15 protein-coding genes are annotated in these 17,071 nt (G+C 44.2%); 3 read left to right on the plus strand and 12 right to left on the minus strand.

Translation table 11 applies throughout. The features are described from left to right. Positions 1-12: 12 nt before the first annotated feature. The 5 genes from MHH56_RS23215 to rfbF are packed head-to-tail and all read right to left on the minus strand — an operon-like array spanning position 13 to position 5,463. On the minus strand, positions 13-693 hold the full coding sequence (locus tag MHH56_RS23215) for a hypothetical protein (RefSeq protein WP_339204042.1): 681 nt from the start codon (positions 691-693) through the stop codon (positions 13-15). A gap of 21 nt (positions 694-714) precedes the next feature. Beyond that, positions 715-2,598: a glycosyltransferase family 2 protein gene (locus MHH56_RS23220; RefSeq protein ID WP_339204043.1), complete on the minus strand. Its 1,884-nt coding sequence runs from the start codon at positions 2,596-2,598 to the stop codon at positions 715-717. A 44-nt stretch (positions 2,599-2,642) separates the two neighbouring features. Next, positions 2,643-3,563, minus strand: a complete 921-nt coding sequence (locus MHH56_RS23225) for an NAD-dependent epimerase/dehydratase family protein (RefSeq protein WP_339204044.1) — start codon at positions 3,561-3,563, stop codon at positions 2,643-2,645. 12 nt (positions 3,564-3,575) lie between these two features. Further along, entirely contained in the window at positions 3,576-4,661 is a 1,086-nt protein-coding gene (rfbG, locus tag MHH56_RS23230; protein ID WP_339204045.1) for a CDP-glucose 4,6-dehydratase, read from the minus strand. Positions 4,662-4,671: 10 nt separating this feature from the next. Next, a complete protein-coding gene (gene rfbF, locus MHH56_RS23235) occupies positions 4,672-5,463 on the minus strand; it encodes a glucose-1-phosphate cytidylyltransferase (protein ID WP_339204046.1) in 792 nt (263 codons plus the stop codon). A 221-nt stretch (positions 5,464-5,684) separates the two neighbouring features. Here rfbF and MHH56_RS23240 point away from each other — a divergent pair, with 221 nt between their 5' ends. Then, positions 5,685-6,764, plus strand: a complete 1,080-nt coding sequence (locus MHH56_RS23240; RefSeq protein WP_339204047.1) for a hypothetical protein — start codon at positions 5,685-5,687, stop codon at positions 6,762-6,764. 79 nt (positions 6,765-6,843) lie between these two features. Here the strand turns inward: MHH56_RS23240 and MHH56_RS23245 are convergent, their stop codons facing one another. The 5 genes from MHH56_RS23245 to MHH56_RS23265 all read right to left on the minus strand — a co-directional run bounded on the left by MHH56_RS23245 (position 6,844) and on the right by MHH56_RS23265 (position 12,537). Further along, positions 6,844-7,923 (minus strand): family 6 glucosyltransferase, encoded by a 1,080-nt coding sequence (locus MHH56_RS23245; RefSeq protein ID WP_339204049.1) that lies wholly within the window; start codon positions 7,921-7,923, stop codon positions 6,844-6,846. 24 nt (positions 7,924-7,947) lie between these two features. Then, positions 7,948-9,279 carry a glycosyltransferase family 2 protein gene (locus MHH56_RS23250; RefSeq protein ID WP_339204050.1) on the minus strand — a complete coding sequence of 444 codons (1,332 nt, stop codon included), beginning with the start codon at positions 9,277-9,279 and terminating at the stop codon, positions 7,948-7,950. Between the two features lie 32 nt (positions 9,280-9,311). Further along, the gene (locus MHH56_RS23255) at positions 9,312-10,223 is read right to left on the minus strand and encodes a glycosyltransferase (protein WP_339204051.1); all 912 of its coding nucleotides are present in this window, start codon (positions 10,221-10,223) and stop codon (positions 9,312-9,314) included. Positions 10,224-10,448: 225 nt separating this feature from the next. Beyond that, the gene (locus MHH56_RS23260) at positions 10,449-11,627 is read right to left on the minus strand and encodes a glycosyltransferase family 4 protein (protein ID WP_339204052.1); all 1,179 of its coding nucleotides are present in this window, start codon (positions 11,625-11,627) and stop codon (positions 10,449-10,451) included. A gap of 187 nt (positions 11,628-11,814) precedes the next feature. Next, positions 11,815-12,537, minus strand: a complete 723-nt coding sequence (locus MHH56_RS23265) for a sugar phosphate nucleotidyltransferase (protein ID WP_339204053.1) — start codon at positions 12,535-12,537, stop codon at positions 11,815-11,817. Between the two features lie 231 nt (positions 12,538-12,768). On the opposite strand from MHH56_RS23265, the gene MHH56_RS23270 reads away from it, so the two are divergent. Beyond that, the gene (locus MHH56_RS23270) at positions 12,769-13,587 is read left to right on the plus strand and encodes a sugar phosphate nucleotidyltransferase (protein ID WP_339204054.1); all 819 of its coding nucleotides are present in this window, start codon (positions 12,769-12,771) and stop codon (positions 13,585-13,587) included. A 31-nt stretch (positions 13,588-13,618) separates the two neighbouring features. Here MHH56_RS23270 and MHH56_RS23275 read toward each other — a convergent pair whose 3' ends face one another. Together MHH56_RS23275 and MHH56_RS23280 are read right to left on the minus strand one after the other, a co-directional pair. Beyond that, positions 13,619-14,404 (minus strand): glycosyltransferase, encoded by a 786-nt coding sequence (locus MHH56_RS23275; RefSeq protein WP_339204055.1) that lies wholly within the window; start codon positions 14,402-14,404, stop codon positions 13,619-13,621. Continuing rightward, positions 14,401-15,714 carry a nucleotide sugar dehydrogenase gene (locus MHH56_RS23280; protein ID WP_339204056.1) on the minus strand — a complete coding sequence of 438 codons (1,314 nt, stop codon included), beginning with the start codon at positions 15,712-15,714 and terminating at the stop codon, positions 14,401-14,403. The genes MHH56_RS23275 and MHH56_RS23280 overlap by 4 nt, the downstream gene beginning before the upstream one ends. A 218-nt stretch (positions 15,715-15,932) precedes the next feature. Here MHH56_RS23280 and MHH56_RS23285 point away from each other — a divergent pair, with 218 nt between their 5' ends. After that, positions 15,933-17,012 (plus strand): glycosyltransferase, encoded by a 1,080-nt coding sequence (locus MHH56_RS23285; protein WP_339204057.1) that lies wholly within the window; start codon positions 15,933-15,935, stop codon positions 17,010-17,012. The last annotated feature ends 59 nt before the right edge of the window (positions 17,013-17,071 follow it).

Here is a 17,071-nt window from a genome sequence, read left to right on the forward strand (position 1 = left end):
GGCAAGCTCCTTTCATTCTGGTGTAACTTTCCTGTCTGGCAGCATAAAGTAATGATACATATCCTTTGTCACCGGCAAGCTATATTTCACCGTCAACAGCGAAAGAATCGACTGGTCGTAACGATGATCGATAAATTCCGGGAAGTTCGGCAGGCCGCTGCTATTTTCAGCATTTGAAATCACTTTATAATCTTGGCAATAAAACAGCCATTCTTCTAATAGGCTTCTGCTTTTCTCATTATTGTAAAACATAAAAAATCCAGCCCAGACCTGCTCTGTTTCCCAATAACTCGAGCTGTCGCACTGCATAAGCACGAAGCTGTCTCTTTTGGTCCAGCTTTTATTTAAATAGTAGGCTGTTTTAAAAAAAGCAAATCCGCCGTTATCGGCGCAGTGGGCAAATAGCGGATACAGTGGACTGGTGAACCGCGTGTCCGCATCCGAATACAGCACCAGCGCTCCTTCTTCCACTTTCGATAAAGAGTCCAGTAAAATATACGGCTTCCAGCACCATAGGCCAAAACCTTTCTCATGCTGCAAAATTGCTGCATTGTTACGAGCAAAAGCCGTTCCTTCGAGATCGCTTGGATGATATGAAATGACACGATCAACGCCATATTGCAGCGCAGTCGCGTTTAGTCTATCTTGATAAGATTGAAATTCTGGCGATGCAAAACTTACTAAATAAATCATTCATGACCACTTCCTTCTAACCTATGATCCATCAATGCGAGTTCGATGAATCCATGCATAATCTTTGTTTGTACTCGGCGTCCATCTTGCATAAAAAATATTCGTATTTCGCTCCATCACCTCCTGGAACATCCTGCTCATCCCTGTATCGTAATGGGCCATTGTCAAAGAACGGTTCTCTACATTGGACATCATGCAATATACCTTATAGCCGTAATGCTTAGCCCGAAAGCAAATATCCATGTCGTCTTGATACAAAGGCGCGTAGCCTTCATCCAAGTATCCATACTGCTCCAAAAATGATTTTCGAATGACGAGCGGTCCCCGCATGCAAGCATCCACTTCAAAAACTCGGTTTTTCAAATTCGGATCTGCTTTCTCATCCTGCCTCCAATACACCTCGTTTGCAGAACACGAGATTTGCCCTGGTCCGCTGAGCGTCGTTCCTCTCGGGTAAAAGTTAACGCCTGATAAGCAGCCGACAATGGCACAACTCGTATTTTTGTCCATAAACTGTACAACCTCATAAAAGATATTTTTATCGTTAACATAATTGTCATCCTGCAGAATGACGCAATAAGCACCGGATGATTTTTTTAAGCCGATGTTGTTCGTTTTAATCTCAAAAATATTGGGCGTCGTTTCATAAGCAATACTGTAATCCACTTGAACGGTCTGAAAAAATTGCTTCACCACGTATTCGCTTTGATCGTAGCAGCCATCAAAAATAATTCGGAGTTCAGCATTTTTATATTCGCTCACAGCACGGTGCAGCTCCGCTATTAGGGGAACAATCGTAGCTTCTTTATTAAAAACTGGCAGCGTAATGCTTATTTTCGGATATAGATTCCCGTTCAGGCAATCCTTAATCGTCTTGTCCAGTAACTGCTTATAAGGAAGGTGATATTCCTTTACATATTCAATCGTCTTCTTTTTCCAGTCCACAATCTCTTGATCACTCAGCTGAAGCGTGCGCTGCAGCAGCTGTTTTTGCTGCAAATGATCCAATGGGTCGAATACTCCGATGGGTGAAAAATCGATGCCGGACTGCGCGGTTACAAGCGGTATAGCGCCGTGGATTAGTCCCTGTAAAATCGAAGAATCATATTGGCCTAACGAGGGGTAAACGATAAAATCAGTGTTCGAGAGCAGTTCTGCGCTCTGAGCTTCATTAAGCTCATCACCGTGAACAGACAGCTTATCGCCGAGCACAGCTTTTAATTGCAGCAGCCTATTGTTGAAAAACCTATTTGCAGGCTGCCCCACAACATGCAGCTCTAAATTTTGACTCGCGATGTCTGAACTCGAAAAGAGTAGAAAGACAGCTTCAAAACCATTGCTTAATCCGAGTTTTGGAGCGATATACGTGTACACTCTTCTTTGCCCCGTTTTTACATTTTCCGAAGATGGCAACGTATTGGGTTGATCTAAAGCAGCAATCCCGCCTAACAACATTTTTATTTTCCATTTTGGCAGTCCGCGTTTGATGTAAGAATTGTAGGTTTCAATATTTCCAATTCCGATAATGAAATCAGCTTGATTGATAGACTGTTCCAGCTCGTCAACATTTGGTGCAGCAGTCTCATGGAAAACATCATCTGGCAGGTTATGGCCAGCCTTTAATCTAGACGTGCTGTGGTTGATTTCTTGGGGGTGCAGCCCTGTCGTTATCAATATACTTTTCTTTATATGGCATAGCCCTTTTATACGCGAGAGATGATAGGAGCCGCCGACATACAGATCGTAGCTTTGACCTTGCAGTATCCGCACATCAAAATATGAGGCATTGAACAGCGTTACTGCGCCTATTGGAGCGAGTAAATCATGGAGCGCAGCGGTGAGTTGACCGGCTGCCTTACTGCCCGCAGCTGCCTCATCCGCCTCATAACAAAGCAAGATTCTCATCTTAATTTACCCTCCTCATTTTTAACAGCAATCTATTCTCATTCCTATTGCTGCTGCTCTATTAATCTTTTAATTCCCTCCTCTAGTGTTATTTTTGGCTTCCACTTCGGCACGGCTACCCCCTTGTTCCATGGAATCATAATTTCTCGCGGATGGTAGGGTCGTCCTCCCCAATTCACCTGTAATGGTACATCCATTATTTTTTCGATAATGCCCGCTAACTCCTTTAGTGGAATGAGCTGCTGTGAAGATACGGAATAAACCTCGTTCTTAACTGCCTCTTCATTTAGCAGCTGCTGGGCTGCGAGCATATAAGCTTCAACAACATCATCAATGTGTACAATATCAATCAGCTGCTCTCCAGGTGACATCGCGAGCGGTTTTTGTTCCTTCCCTGCCTTCAGCAGCAACGAAATGATTTTGGATCTCGTATCGTTTGGACCGTAATTATCGAACAGCTCCAGTGTAATTACACGTAACGGCGACGACTCACAATAATAAGCTAAAATATCCGTAAACGCTTGTTTCGAGGCATCATACAGCGATTTTGGGCTATAAAGCTTATTGTCAAAATGCTGTGAGAAGGTTCCCGTATTAATGAATGCATAAACATGCTGCGACAACATCGCCTCCACTAGCTGCGTACCGAAAATAATATTGCTTGTCAGCATCTCTTCTACCTGTCTTGGCGCATACGTAACTGTGGCGAAGGATGCTAAATGAATAACAAGATCGGGCTTTGCAGACTCGACAATTGCGAACATACTGTCAATCGTCCCATCATGCCGATGTATGATGATAGCACCCTGGACATCCTCCAATTGCTTAAGGCTCGACTCATTTCTAGCGATAATGTGCACCTTCCACCCTTCCGCCAAAAGCTTCCGAACGAGGTGTGAGCCAATAAAACCCGTGGCTCCGGTGACTAAAGCTGTTAAGGCTGTACGGGAATTTTTTTCTATCATCGATGTCCCCCCTCAGCTTGTTTTCCCGGCATATTCATGCCATTGCTTCAAACAAACCTGCCGAATATCTTCGTTGCCTTGATAGGCAAGCGTCCACTCAACCACCTTATCCAGCGCCTGATCAAGGGTCCATCTTGGTTTCCAGCCTAAGCGTCGCTGCGCCTTCGAGCAGTCCAGCTTCAGCTCATGGGCTTCATGCGGGTGCTTGCCTATATCCGTATGCACCACTACGCCGCCCCATTTCGCACCAAGTATTTCAACAATCTGGCCTACCGGCCTTGCATCCTCATCGCGAGGACCGAAATTCCAGCCTTCCGCATACTCTGATCCGTTCGCATAAAGTTTCTCTGCAAGCAGCAAATATCCGCTTAAAGGCTCAAGTACATGCTGCCAAGGTCTTATCGCATGCGGGTTTCTAATGCTCACCGCACTGCCGTCCATGAAGGCACGAACCATATCTGGAACTAATCGATTCTGAGCAAAGTCTCCGCCCCCGATGACATTGCCCGCTCTTGCCGTTGCAATGCCGACACCGTGAACCTTCTCATCCTTGCTATGAAAGAAGGAATTGCGATAAGAGGCTGTAACAAGCTCCGAGCAAGCTTTGCTGTTTGAATATGGATCATAACCGCCCAGCCTATCGCTCTCCCTGTAGCCCCATGCCCATTCTTGATTTTCATACACTTTATCTGTCGTTACATTAACAACCGCCTTAATGCCCGCTCCACTCTCCACAGCAAGCTTTACCGCATCAAGCAGATTAACCGTACCCATGACGTTGACTTCAAAAGTATAAGCAGGCGTTTCGTAGGAGGGCTTAACCAGAGCTTGAGCTGCCATATGAATAACGATATCAGGCTCAGCAGCTAACAAAACCTTGCTCAGCCTTGCTGAATCTCTAATATCACCGGTAACGGACTGAATCATCGCATCGATATTGCAAAGCTCATATAAATTAGGCTGCTGCTGCGGTGCTAGCGCATAACCAGTCACCTTGGCGCCCATCGCTGCCAGCCACAAGCAAAGCCAGCTGCCTTTAAAGCCGGTGTGTCCAGTAATGAACACTTTTTTATTGCGCCAAAAGCTTGGATTCATCATGGACACTCCTTTATTTTTTCCAAAGCGCTTTTTCTGATTTCCATAAACCTTCTAAATAGTTTTTATCTCTAAGCGTATCCAGCGGCTGAAAGAACCCCTCATGCTTATAAGCCATAAGCTGTCCATCATTAGCTATCTTCTGCATGCAGTCCATCTCCAGATTTGTATGATCGCCTTCAATATAATCAAGCAGCTGCGGTTCCATTACGAAAAAACCTGAATTAATCCAGCTCCCGTCGCCTTTTGGTTTCTCCATAAAATCAATAACCTTGTTGCTGTCCTTTATATCGAGAGCGCCAAATCTGCCGCTTGGCTGCGTAGCCGTTACTGTAGCCAGCTTGTTATGAGAGCAGTGAAAAGCTGACAGCTTGCCAATATCGATGTCCGAAACCCCGTCGCCGTACGTCAGCATAAATGTTTTGTTTCCTAAATACGGCTGAACTCGCTTTAGCCTGCCGCCCGTCATCGTTTCTTTGCCTGTGTCGACCAACGTGATTTTCCAAGGTTCAATGGAAGATTCATGAATTGTCATTTCGTTTCGATTCGATAAATCAAAGGTCACATCCGAGTGATGCAAAAAATAATGATAGAAATATTCTTTGATGAAATAACCTTTGTAGCCCAAACAAATCACAAAATCAGTAAAGCCGTAATGCGCATAGGTTTGCATGATATGCCATAAGATTGGCTTATCCCCAATGTCGATCATCGGTTTTGGTTTCATGAGCGACTCCTCGCTTATTCTAGTGCCGAACCCACCTGCTAGAATGACCACTTTCGTATTTTTATCTATCGTCCGCATAGAAACATCCTCTCTTTCTCTCAAATATACTTTGCCATCTTCCTATGTTTATTCATTCAATAGTTTGTTGTTCTGATGAATACCCAGTCTGTGAAAATTTAATAGATGCGATCAAGCAATGGAATACAGGCGCTTCACGCCTATCGATTGCCCGTACCATGCCAAATTATCGACATAGAATACATTGAACGAGGTTTCTTGAAAATAAGGAGGGATAACGCTTGTCTCAAACCGTTGTCAAACGAAAACCAGCTTCGAATAAGCGGATGAAACGACAAAGTAAAAAAATAAATCGCACGTCCGCAAATACGCGTCGCAGAGCTTCTCGCAAGGGGAAGATGCTGCTGCGGTCAAATCGAATAAACAAACGAGCAAGAGGATGGAAACGCGGCATCCTCGCCCGTAAAGTACCAGCTGCTCCAATAGCTCCTGCTGCTCCTGCTTCTACTCTTGTTGAACAGCCAAGCGACGGAGGGGCAGCGCCTATTTTAATACCGCTGACGGGTATTATTTTCAGCAAGGATCGAGCCCTCCAGCTGGATGCAGCCCTGCGATCGCTTTACTTGCATGCCCTCGATATTTCCAATTTTCACATGAAGGTCCTTTACAAGACATCGAGCGATTTTTATGAATCACAATATGAACGACTCAAAAACGAATACCCGTTGGTACAATTTATTAAAGAGGAGCAATTCAAAGAGCAGGTTATCGCTTCGATGGAACCCTATACCTATGTTCTATTCATCGTGGATGATTGCTTGTTCGTTCGCGATTTCACGCTGCAGTCCGTCATGAACACATTAGCTGCGCACAACGATTTGATTGGCTTTTCCTTAAGACTGGGACCAAACATTCGTTACTGCTACACGATGAGTGCTGAACAGTCTATTCCATGGCATCACATTATCGAGTATGGCTATCGCAAGTTTGACTGGACATCGGCGCAGTATGAATTCGGCTATCCGATTGAAGTTTCCAGCTCGGTATACCGCACAACTCATCTTCTTCCTCATCTGAGAAACTTGGATTTCTCCAACCCCAATACGCTTGAAGGATGTATGGCAGGACGTGCGCAGGAGCTGTCTGAGGGGCGCCAGTTTCTAGCATGCAGCGAAGTATCCTTAGCGTTTTGCAACCCGCTCAACGTCGTTCAGAATGTCTATGCCAACCGCGCAGGAAGCAATAAGGAATACTCGCCGCAAGAGCTTGCTTTGCTATTTGAGAACGGTGATCGTATAAACGTAAACAAATATGCAAACTATATCCCAGCCGCATGCCACGAGCAGGTAGACATCTTTTAATAGCTGTTCCTATCATTCATCCACAAAAAAAACGTAAGCAGCTCGGAAAAATCCGAACCGCTTACGTTTTTTTATGCCGCTAGCTTCTCAAAAAGCTATGGCCGCCGAAGTTGTTTTTATCGCGAATTAATATTTTCATTGGAAACGGAAGCTGCTGGCCCTCCACGTAACCATAGGATGGATTCATCACTTTAGGAGACTTGTCGATTAAATATTTATTTAAATGCGATTCGTCATGCCAAATGGCATTGATCCCATTATTCATATCCGTTCTAATATTGTCATCCAGAACACGAATGAGATTCGTATAGTGCTCCGTTCGGCCGCCGTTCAACCCACCCATAAAGTAGTAGCTTCCTGCGCCCTCCGGAATATAGGCTAAGCTTTGTTGATTTTTCTCAAAATCAAGCTCGTGGCGCGCTTTATTGTAGAAGCCTGGATGCTGGACCGCAACGATGCCCTCGTGAATAGGCAATATTTCTTCCCTTACAACATCAACGAATTGCATATTGGCATTAAAGAAAAATACAAAATCACATTCCTGCTGCAGCTGATGCACCACGTTTCTAAACATCGCATATCGCAGCAGCGTATTGCCCGGCCATCCAAGATTATCCTGAGGAATCTTCAAAATGTTCGATCTCTCTTCATCAACGATGTGGTCGGCATCTGTGAATACATAATAGTTTTTCTGGTAGCCCGGCAAGAAATAAGCTTCGGCGCTCCGATAAAAGTTTTCCCAGAAAATACTGTATTTCCCTGTGCATATATAAAGAATCCCGATTCGAGATCCGGCTACACTCGCAATTTCTGCTTCACTCGGCATTTGTGTAGTCAGATAAGGGGATGCATTTGCGCTTTCTGGCTGTGCTTGCGAGAGGACAGCACCTTGATTGGTCATATAAGACTCTTGATGCGCATCCTCAAAACCTTTAGAATGCCCTTCTCTATACCCTTGCTCATAACCTGTGTGAAACGGTCCGCTTCTTTTTCTCCCTCTTGCACCGCTTCTCAACCCTTTTTTTAATGTTTTACCTCGCCGTTTCCCTTTTTTTACACCATATTTGTTTTTGCGGCTGCTTAATTTCCCGCCGGCTTTCAACGTTTTTTTTACGCTCGTTTTTTTAATAGCTGTACTTTTTTTTCGTTTCGTCAGCATGCTGCCGTCCTCCTAAACTTGAAATTATATATTATTAGCCTTAATGATCGGAGGAGCTACAATAGGGAAGCCTTCCGAATACTGGTTTTTGTCGGCCTGCGTTAAAGGACGAACATAACGCTGCTCCAGTCCCCATGCCTTATAGGCATATTTTGTCGTCATCCGGTGCAGCTTGCCCTGTATAATCTGGTACATTTCGCCGTCTTGCGTTTTTACTAAACTGCCTTCAGCGAAATTGGTTGTGAGCGCCGATAATGCAGCTATTCTCTGCTGCAGCACTGCAATCGAAATGTCTCCTCCTATCGGCCAGTTCCATAAATCAAGCTGCGGCAATCTTACTGCATCCACATGCATTAAGTCTGAAGACCGCACGATATATCGATATCCATTTTCTACCCAATAGACATTCGAATCGGTTCCTTTAACAACGATATGGCTAGGGTAAAAGTTTGTTCCTGTTCTCTTTTCATTAGGCGATGCCGAATTCATTACCGCCTCCAGCCTGCTGATCTGATCCCAGTCGCCCCATTTTTCACGAAAAAAAGCGTTATTAAGCAAGGAAGCATCCAGAAACGAACGCATCGTCACACTGCCATAATGATGGATGAATGTATCCTCCGCAATTACTAGATCGAGACCAAGCAATTGTATCCGAAGATAAAAGTCTACATCCTCGCAGGTCCCAATGACATATCCCTCATCCATATACCCGACTCTTTGAAGCACCTCTCTGGATAAAAGCAAGCAAAAGCCCATTATGGCATTCGTTTTTCTCCATCGTACCGGGTTAATATGATTGTAATTTTGGGCAAACTGCTGCATTTCTTTCATGTTTTTGTAGCTGACATCAATCTTTTGATCATTCGACAAATAATTGGTTACCGGACCAACAAGACCAATCGATGGGTTGCTGTTCAAGCACGACAATAAATTCGACAGCCAGTTTTTCGTCACGATCGTATCATTGTTAAGAATGAGAATCGACGTACCTTTTGCCATCATCAGGCCTTGATTGACACCACCGGAAAAACCTAAGTTCTCTTGAAAAATTTTATAGCGCAATCGCCCTGCCCGCGACTTTAAATAGGCAGCCGTTCCGTCCGTTGAGCCATTATCAATAATGATGATTTCATAAGATTGCGGCGTATATTTATGAATGCTCTCTATACAATTTCGTAAATAGTTCAACTGGTTATAGGTTGGAATAATAATGCTTGTGCCTTCAAAAGGCTGCTGATAGCTTGCTGCTCCACTCGCCTTGCCATCCCGATAACCAGCTGCATAGCTCGCTTGAAAGTTGGTTCGCTTTATTTTACGGACTGCTTTTATACGCCTGCGCGGATATCGCTTGCGCATCTCGATTCACCTCCCACGATCTTGTTTAGCTATCATGATGGAAAGACGATTTGAAGCAGCTGGCTGAGCCGCTTCTCGTAGGTATGCTGCTCCAGCGTTTTTATAAATCCTCTTAATGCGATTTGGTTCCTCTTTTGCTCGTCCTGCAGGTAATATGCAATTTTATCAGCCAGCTCATTTGGTGAAGAGTACGTTTCAAGCTCAGTTCCCGGTACATAAAAATCGCTTAAATCCTGACGAACATCTGTAAGCTGAAATGCTCCGGCAGCCGCAATTTCATACGTACGAGGGTTGATCGACAAGCCGGGAAGGTTGCGGCTATTTTTGTTATGCACCTTGTCGTCATGGGAACGATGAATATTGATGACAATCTTGGCGCCATTGTAATAGCTCGCTGCCTCTTCTGAGCTGATCCATGAAATGCGGATGCCTTTGCTTAGGCTTTTGTAACGCTTAAGCCTTTTCCAGAACAAGCCGATAATTCTTGTATCGCGCTGTGCTAGTGCAGGAGCAATTCGATCTATTAATCTGACTCTGTTATGAAAGGCATTCCCAATAAAGCAAATATCGCTTTGATAATGAGAGGGTACATATTTAGGCTTATACACGGCTGGGTTAACTGCCAGCGGCAAATAATGAACCTGACAGCCGAGCTGCCGATAGATTGGAATAGCAGCCAGCTCATGGGTAAATAACCATTCATACTGCGGGGCAATGACCGTTGTTACATCGGTTACATAAGGCTCATCGACGAGCCATATTGCTGTTTTAACACCGATCGAACGAATGCCTTTGATTTGGTGGACTGGCACCTGAGTGCCATGCAGTACCAGCACTAAATCCGGTCTTCTCCTGCTTGCCAGATCAATAAGATTATCCGATGGAGATGCGATGATCAGCTCGCTGACCATACCTCTGAGAGCATCCGTAACCGCCTGATCCATATCTGGAAAAGGGCCTCTTAATCCCGCGCGAACATATAATACTCGCAGAGATCGAAGCACGCTTGCAGGCCGCGGTATTTTCTGAATTAACGCCTCACAGGTACCCACATGGTAACCATGTTTCCAGCCAGATTCGCGTCCCGCATCCCACTCGTTTGCTGCTGAATTGTTTATTTTCCGTTTCTGCTTCAGAAGTATCTCACCTCTTTCTGTAACGAATACTCTTTATACATTTCTAATTAGTGCCTGCTCCAACAAATCTATGCTTCGATCCCATTCCCACTTCTTTACCGTCTCGCTCCCGCCAGCTCTTAGGTGTTCGCGCAGAGACTTGTCTGCTATCAAACTTTGTACTGCATTCGCTGCTGCTCTAATGTCATTTGGAATGACCAAACTATTATAATGATTGACCAGATATTCATCCGTCCCCGTTACATCAGCAACGACTGGAACTCCTCCGCAAGCCATCATCTCAAGTGGAGGATAGAGGAAGCTTTCAACCCTGCTCATTTTGAGCAAAATATCACAGCTAGAGTAAATATGCTTCATCGTTTCATAGGATACACTCTCAAAGAAGCGGTCACAGCGCCAAGATGCAGCGGGACGCCCCGACGAGCTGACACACCAAACCTCACAGTTCAAATCCCGCACTGCCGTAAAAGCATCGCTCATTCCTTTGTAAGGAACGTTAATAGGGCCCTCCAGCAATACTCTAACCTTGCTGCTTTTTGGTGCAAGCGGCTCTGCCTCATACATAAGTGAGGTATCGAGTCCGTTAGGGATATAGATCGCTTGCTTATTAAACGTACGCTGCAGCCAGCGCTGCAGCCAGCCTGCCATCGTCAGAAACGTAAAATCATTCGTTTTGTACGTTTGATAGGCCAGCTTCGATTGCTCCGACGATGGCGAATAAAATCTGGATTCATCCGATTGAATGAAATAAAAGCGTTTCTTTGCTTCTATTCTTCTTGCAGCGCCGAGTGTAGCCCAAAAGGTCGCAATCACAATATCACGATCCGCAGGAGCGCGGGATTCTGTGACGATGGGCACCTCAACAGGATGCCAGCTAACCTGCGTATTTCCATCCATGGAAACTAATACGACATCATAACCGCGCTGCTTCAAGCGGTTGGCATGCTGAAGAATAACCGCTACGCCACCGGAAATGGAGCATCCTGGGATGACGTATGCAATTTTCGGCTTACAGACGCCGCCTACTACAGCAATCCAGCGGCCGTCACGATAGCCGTCTTTCCATCCAGCTTTGTAGCCTTCTGACTGGCTGCTTATCGATCCTGCCCGCCAATCTTTCCTTCCATTTTTGACCAAGCTGCTTTTTCTACCAATTCTCCTTTTTGGCTTCAGCATCATCTTAGGTCGGACCTTAAGATTTTTGAATTTCATAATCTTTTTTCCTTCCCTTATATCTGTAATGGCGGTATACTTAGTGACTCTATGCATTCAACCCTATCTCATAATATGTTTGATCCTTTTTACCGCCACGGCGTCTGTTACCATGAAGTTTCATCGCTCCTAATCGTTGCAAAAAAATAGACTGGGACACAGGTAATGTCGCAGTCTAGCTGGCCTACTATTCTGTTTTCTCATCCGCTAGACGCAATCCCGCTTTCTGCAGCGAAGCGAACGTACCCGCATCATGCCACCACCCTTTCAAGATGCTGTGCTTGAGCGCCCCTCTCGCCGCATAAAAGTTGTTTACATCGGTAATTTCAAGCTCCCCTCTCCCCGAAGGGCGCAGTGTCTTAATTACATTAAAAACATCAGCGTTGTACATATAAATACCCGTTACACAATAATTAGAGCCGGGATTCGAAGGTTTCTCCTCAATGGATACAATACGCCCGCCTTCAATTCTCGGAACGCCAAATCTTTCTGGATCAGCTACTCTCTTAAGTAATACCTTCGCCTCTTCCGATGATGCTTCAAAAGAAACCATATATTCAGATAATGAATCCTCGAACAAATTGTCTCCGAGCAGAACGACAAATTTTTCATCCGCAGATACGAACCCAGCTGCCAAAGCTAATGCCTCAGCAACACCGCCAAACTGATCCTGCACTCTAAATACGAGATTAACGCCCCATTCGTGGCCGCTCCCCAAAAAATCAACATACAAGCCTGCTGATTGTTTTCCTATAACGAGCAAAATATCTTTAATCCCTGCATCCGCCAGCTTTTTAATCGCATAATATATCATAGGATGCTTTCCGACTGGCAATAGATGCTTATTCATAAATTTCGTTAGCGGATAAAGTCTCGTGCCTGACCCGCCAGCCAGTATAACGCCTTTCATCCAGCAGTCCACCTCCCCTCACTCTACTGAAACTCCCTTATAAGTATATGAATTTAAAAGATTTAAGAGTGGATGGATAACCACATGCGCTAAGATTTGGACGTTGTTGATCAAAAATCATGACGATAAAGGGGCTTGTACGGCTGCCTTTTTTAAGAAGGACAAGCTTCAAATCTATATTTTATTAATAAACTAGATTTAGAGAGACATTCAAAACTAGAGGTGATGCAATTGATTCGAAAAGCGATTATTCCTGCCGCAGGCTATGGAATTCGCAATTTACCCATAACCAAGGCTATACCCAAAGAATTGTTTCCCATTGGAAACAGACCCGCAATCGACTATGTAGTTAAAGAAGCAATCGATGCAGGAATTACCGACATTTTAATTATATTATCTCGCAATAAGACAGTAATTATGAACTATTTTGACCGTTCGATGGAGCTGGAGGCTCATTTGCGTACGATTCACAAAGAAAGCATGCTGCCTATCATTGCTCCCGCCAAAGTCAATATTCAATATATTCGTCAATATGAAGCACTCGGTCTTGGTCATGCCGTTTCGCTTGGACAATCATTTGCTGCAAACGAGCCCTTTGCTGTTCTGCTGCCGGATCAAATAAACCTGTATCAAAACTCTTTACTCCTACCATTGATTCGAAACTACGAGAAGCACAGAACCAATGTCATTGGACTGCAATCGGTTGACCCCAAGCTGTTGTCCCAATACGGCGTGGCGTCTGCTGTTCAAGTTCAGCGCCGAATTTACGAGGTCGCTTCCATAGTAGAGAAGCCAGCATATGATCCTCCGTCCCAGCTCGCGGTCATGGGCAGATATATTCTTGAACCTGGCATTTTCGAATTATTAAAAACAACGAAACCCGGAATAGGCGGAGAGATTCAATTAACCGATGCTTTAAATCAGATGGGCATGACACGCAAAGCAATCGGATATGTATACAAGGAACGCTGGTACGATACGAGCATCGAGCATGACTACTTGAAAATTCAACAGCGTGCATACCAGCTCCATAAAAAGCAAAAGCAATAAAGCAAAAAATAAGGATAGGCCGTTGCCATCCTTATTTTTGTTTGCTGGTCTGATTGACTATTCTTCGGTATTGATTCGTCTGCGCAATTTTTTTGGCACGAAGCAATCGAATCGTTTTTTTCGTAACCTTCCATGTATGCATTGTTTGATTGGATCTTCTAATTGCTGCAAAATGGCTGGGACTTGTGAAAGCCAGCTTATAGCCTTTTTTGATGCTGTCCTTCTGAAACCTCATATCCGTTCCCTTCCGAAGATGTTTGAAAGAAACGTCCGGATACAGCTTTTTTTTGAACAGCATCGTCGCTCCTGCTACTCTATTTTTACTAGGCATCGTTGCAAGCATCAGCCTTGAAGAATGCTTAAAGTACATATAAAACTTATTTTTCCCTATCAAATCCGCTTCCGTTTTTTCAAGTCGCAGCATCGCCTCAGTCAAATAATTCGGAGCGTAATAATCATCATCGTCGAATTTGGCTATAATCTCATATTGGGCTTTGCTAATGCCGTAATTTAAGCATTTCCCAAGCGACCAATTGGCCGGCAGCTTGTATATCGATACATTTCCAAAGCTGCTGGCCTGTTTTTTGTAAAGTTCAATGTTCATTCCATCGTTATTGAGCAGCACGATCATCTCCTTCACCCTCCACTGCTGACGCTTGAAGTTAGTGAATAGATTTTGCATAAAGAGGGGTTTATTCGTTGCTGTAACTATGGTTACACCTGAGGTCATCCTCCCCTGACCGGAAAAATGCTCCTTATCCATGCCGGCTGCATCGTGCCTCCTTACTCGGTCATAAACAGCTAGTGATACTCTCATGATCCGCCGCTTCCGAGCGTGACGATTCTTGATTTGCCCGTAATCCCTTTGACTACATTTCGGGTGTCATATACAAACGGAGCATGCTCCAAAACAAGTTCCAGCGGCAAAGAAGTATGATCAGTAGCAATGATAACACAATCTGTATTTGAAAGTGTTTCTGCGCTTAGCTCCAAGCTAACAAGCTTATGCTCATCTACTTTCAGCGATGGTACGTATGGATCATGGTAAACTACATCCGCACCTTTTAGATGCAGACTTTGAATCAAACCAATAGCCGCTGATTCCCTGTAATCAGCTATATCTGGCTTATAGGCTACTCCATATATCATAATTCTCGTTTCCGAGAGCGCTTTAGGCGCCAAATAATGTTCAAGCTGCTGTGTAATATATAGCGGCATTCCATCATTAATTGTATTTGAAATGTGAATAAAATCAGAAGTAATGCCATACTGCTTCAGCTTCCATGCTAAATACGAGGGATCCACCGGAATACAGTGACCGCCAATTCCAGGCCCGGGATAAAACGTGTTGTATCCAAACGGCTTCGTACTGGCTGCCTCGATAATTTCCCAGACATTCAAATGGATTGCATCGCATATTAATGCCATTTCATTAATGAAAGAAATGTTGACCAGTCGATAAGCATTTTCCAATATTTTTGTCATCTCCGCTGTATCCGTGGAGGAAACGGGATGCACACGAATAAAAATTTGATTGTATAATTCCTTCACTCGCTCCAAGCAGCCGGGCGTTACGCCGCTAATTACCTTTGGAATACTTTCTACATCAAAATGTTTATTTCCAGGATCTACCCGTTCAGGCGAGTAGGCAATATGATAGTCTATCCCTGCGTTAAGCCCGGTTTGATTCAAAACAGGTAGGAGCACTTCTCTTGTAGTGCCCGGGTAAGTTGAGCTTTCTAATATGACTAGCTGCTGCCGCTTAAGTCTACTGCTGATTTTTTTGGCCGCTTGCGTCAAATAGCTCAAATCAGGCGTTCCATGCGCAGTTAAAGGCGTTGGCACACAAATAACGATCGCTTCAGCTGCATCCATTAGATGAAACTCATTTGAAACGGTAAAGCGGTCAGATAAATTCGCTTCTTGTATATCCTGATCCTTAATTTCGTTTATATAGCTTTTTCCTAATTGAATCGACTCTACTTTTCTTCTATCCAAATCAATTCCGACAACGTTAAACCCCTTACGAACAAAAAGCAGAGCAAGTGGCAGACCCACATAACCAAGCCCCACAATAGCTACCGTTCTCTGCTTTTCAATCGCGTTATGATTATGCAAATCGCTCATATTCTAATCTCTCGCCTTCTCTCTAGTAATTTTTAATCAGCTTAGATAGTATATGAAACAACTTATTAATAGTTTGGACAGTTTGGATACAAAATGCTGCCACCGTGATCACAGTCCAATTCTCCACTTCCCTTGCATTCGCCTTATACCTTCCTTTCAAATGCCGCATATGCTATCGATAATCTGCAGCAAGCAAATGCTTCGAGAGGGGTAACGATATGGCTGGAAAATACCGCAAGCGCAGCAGACATTTTGACGTCATTATGATGTCTGACTTTAGATTGCCGGGTGGAACAACCTCATCCAACGTAGAAGAAATGAAAGCTCAAAAAAGAGCAGGTTTAACAACAGGGCTGATTCACATGTCCGGCCAGCCAAGAAGCAAAACCAGTACAATTAACCCCAAAATCAAGCGTATGGTCGATGGGCGGAGCATTCGAATGCTGAATACAACCGCCAGAGCTACCTGTGAAACTCTAATTATTAGACATCCGCGAATTCTTCATGTGAGAAGAAGATATAAACCGAACGTATCGGCAAAGAGAATACACGTCATCGTCAATCAAACCCCAAGAAAGGATTATGGCAGATACGGCCGGTTAGTTTATAACATTAGTCGCTGCGAGCAGCGGGTCAAACAATTTTTCGGAAAATCCAGCACATGGCATCCAATCGGCCCTCAAGTGAGAAAAACGCTTTATAAGCACCATTCAGGTGATTTGAAGAACATTAAATTGGCTTCTGCAGATTGGGTCAACATCATTAATACGAGGGAATGGAGACGGAAAAACCGTCCTTCTCACAGAGGCGTGATCAAAATAGGCAGACACTCCAGAGATGCTTATGTGAAATGGCCTTCCAATCGAACGGATCTTCTAAAAATTTATCCCGCTTCATCAAAATATGAAATACACATTCTTGGCGGTGCCAGAACACCGCGTCGGATATTAGGAAAGCTGCCTCAAAATTGGCATGTGCTTGGATTTGGAAAACGCTCGCCAAAGTCTTTTTTGGCAGGACTCGACGTCTTTGTTTACTATACACATCCCAATTGTGTCGAAGCGTTTGGCCGCGTTATTTTTGAGGCAATGGCTGCTGGCGTGCCGGTTATTCTTCCCCCAAGCTACAAGGAGCTTTTTGGTGAAGCCGCCATTTATGCTGAACCTTCCAATGTAACGAATGAAATCGATCGGTTGATGTCAAGCTCCGAACTTTACGAGAGGCAAGTGAGAAGAGCGATTCAATATGTTGAAGCAAACTTTGGTTACACGAAGCATCGTGCAAGATTAAATAAATAAGAATGCAAAAAAATGCACCTAGGCTAACGGGTGCATTTTTTTCATTTCAATTGAGGCAT

Source organism: Paenibacillus sp. FSL K6-3182, assembly GCF_037976325.1.
GTDB lineage: Bacteria > Bacillota > Bacilli > Paenibacillales > Paenibacillaceae > Pristimantibacillus.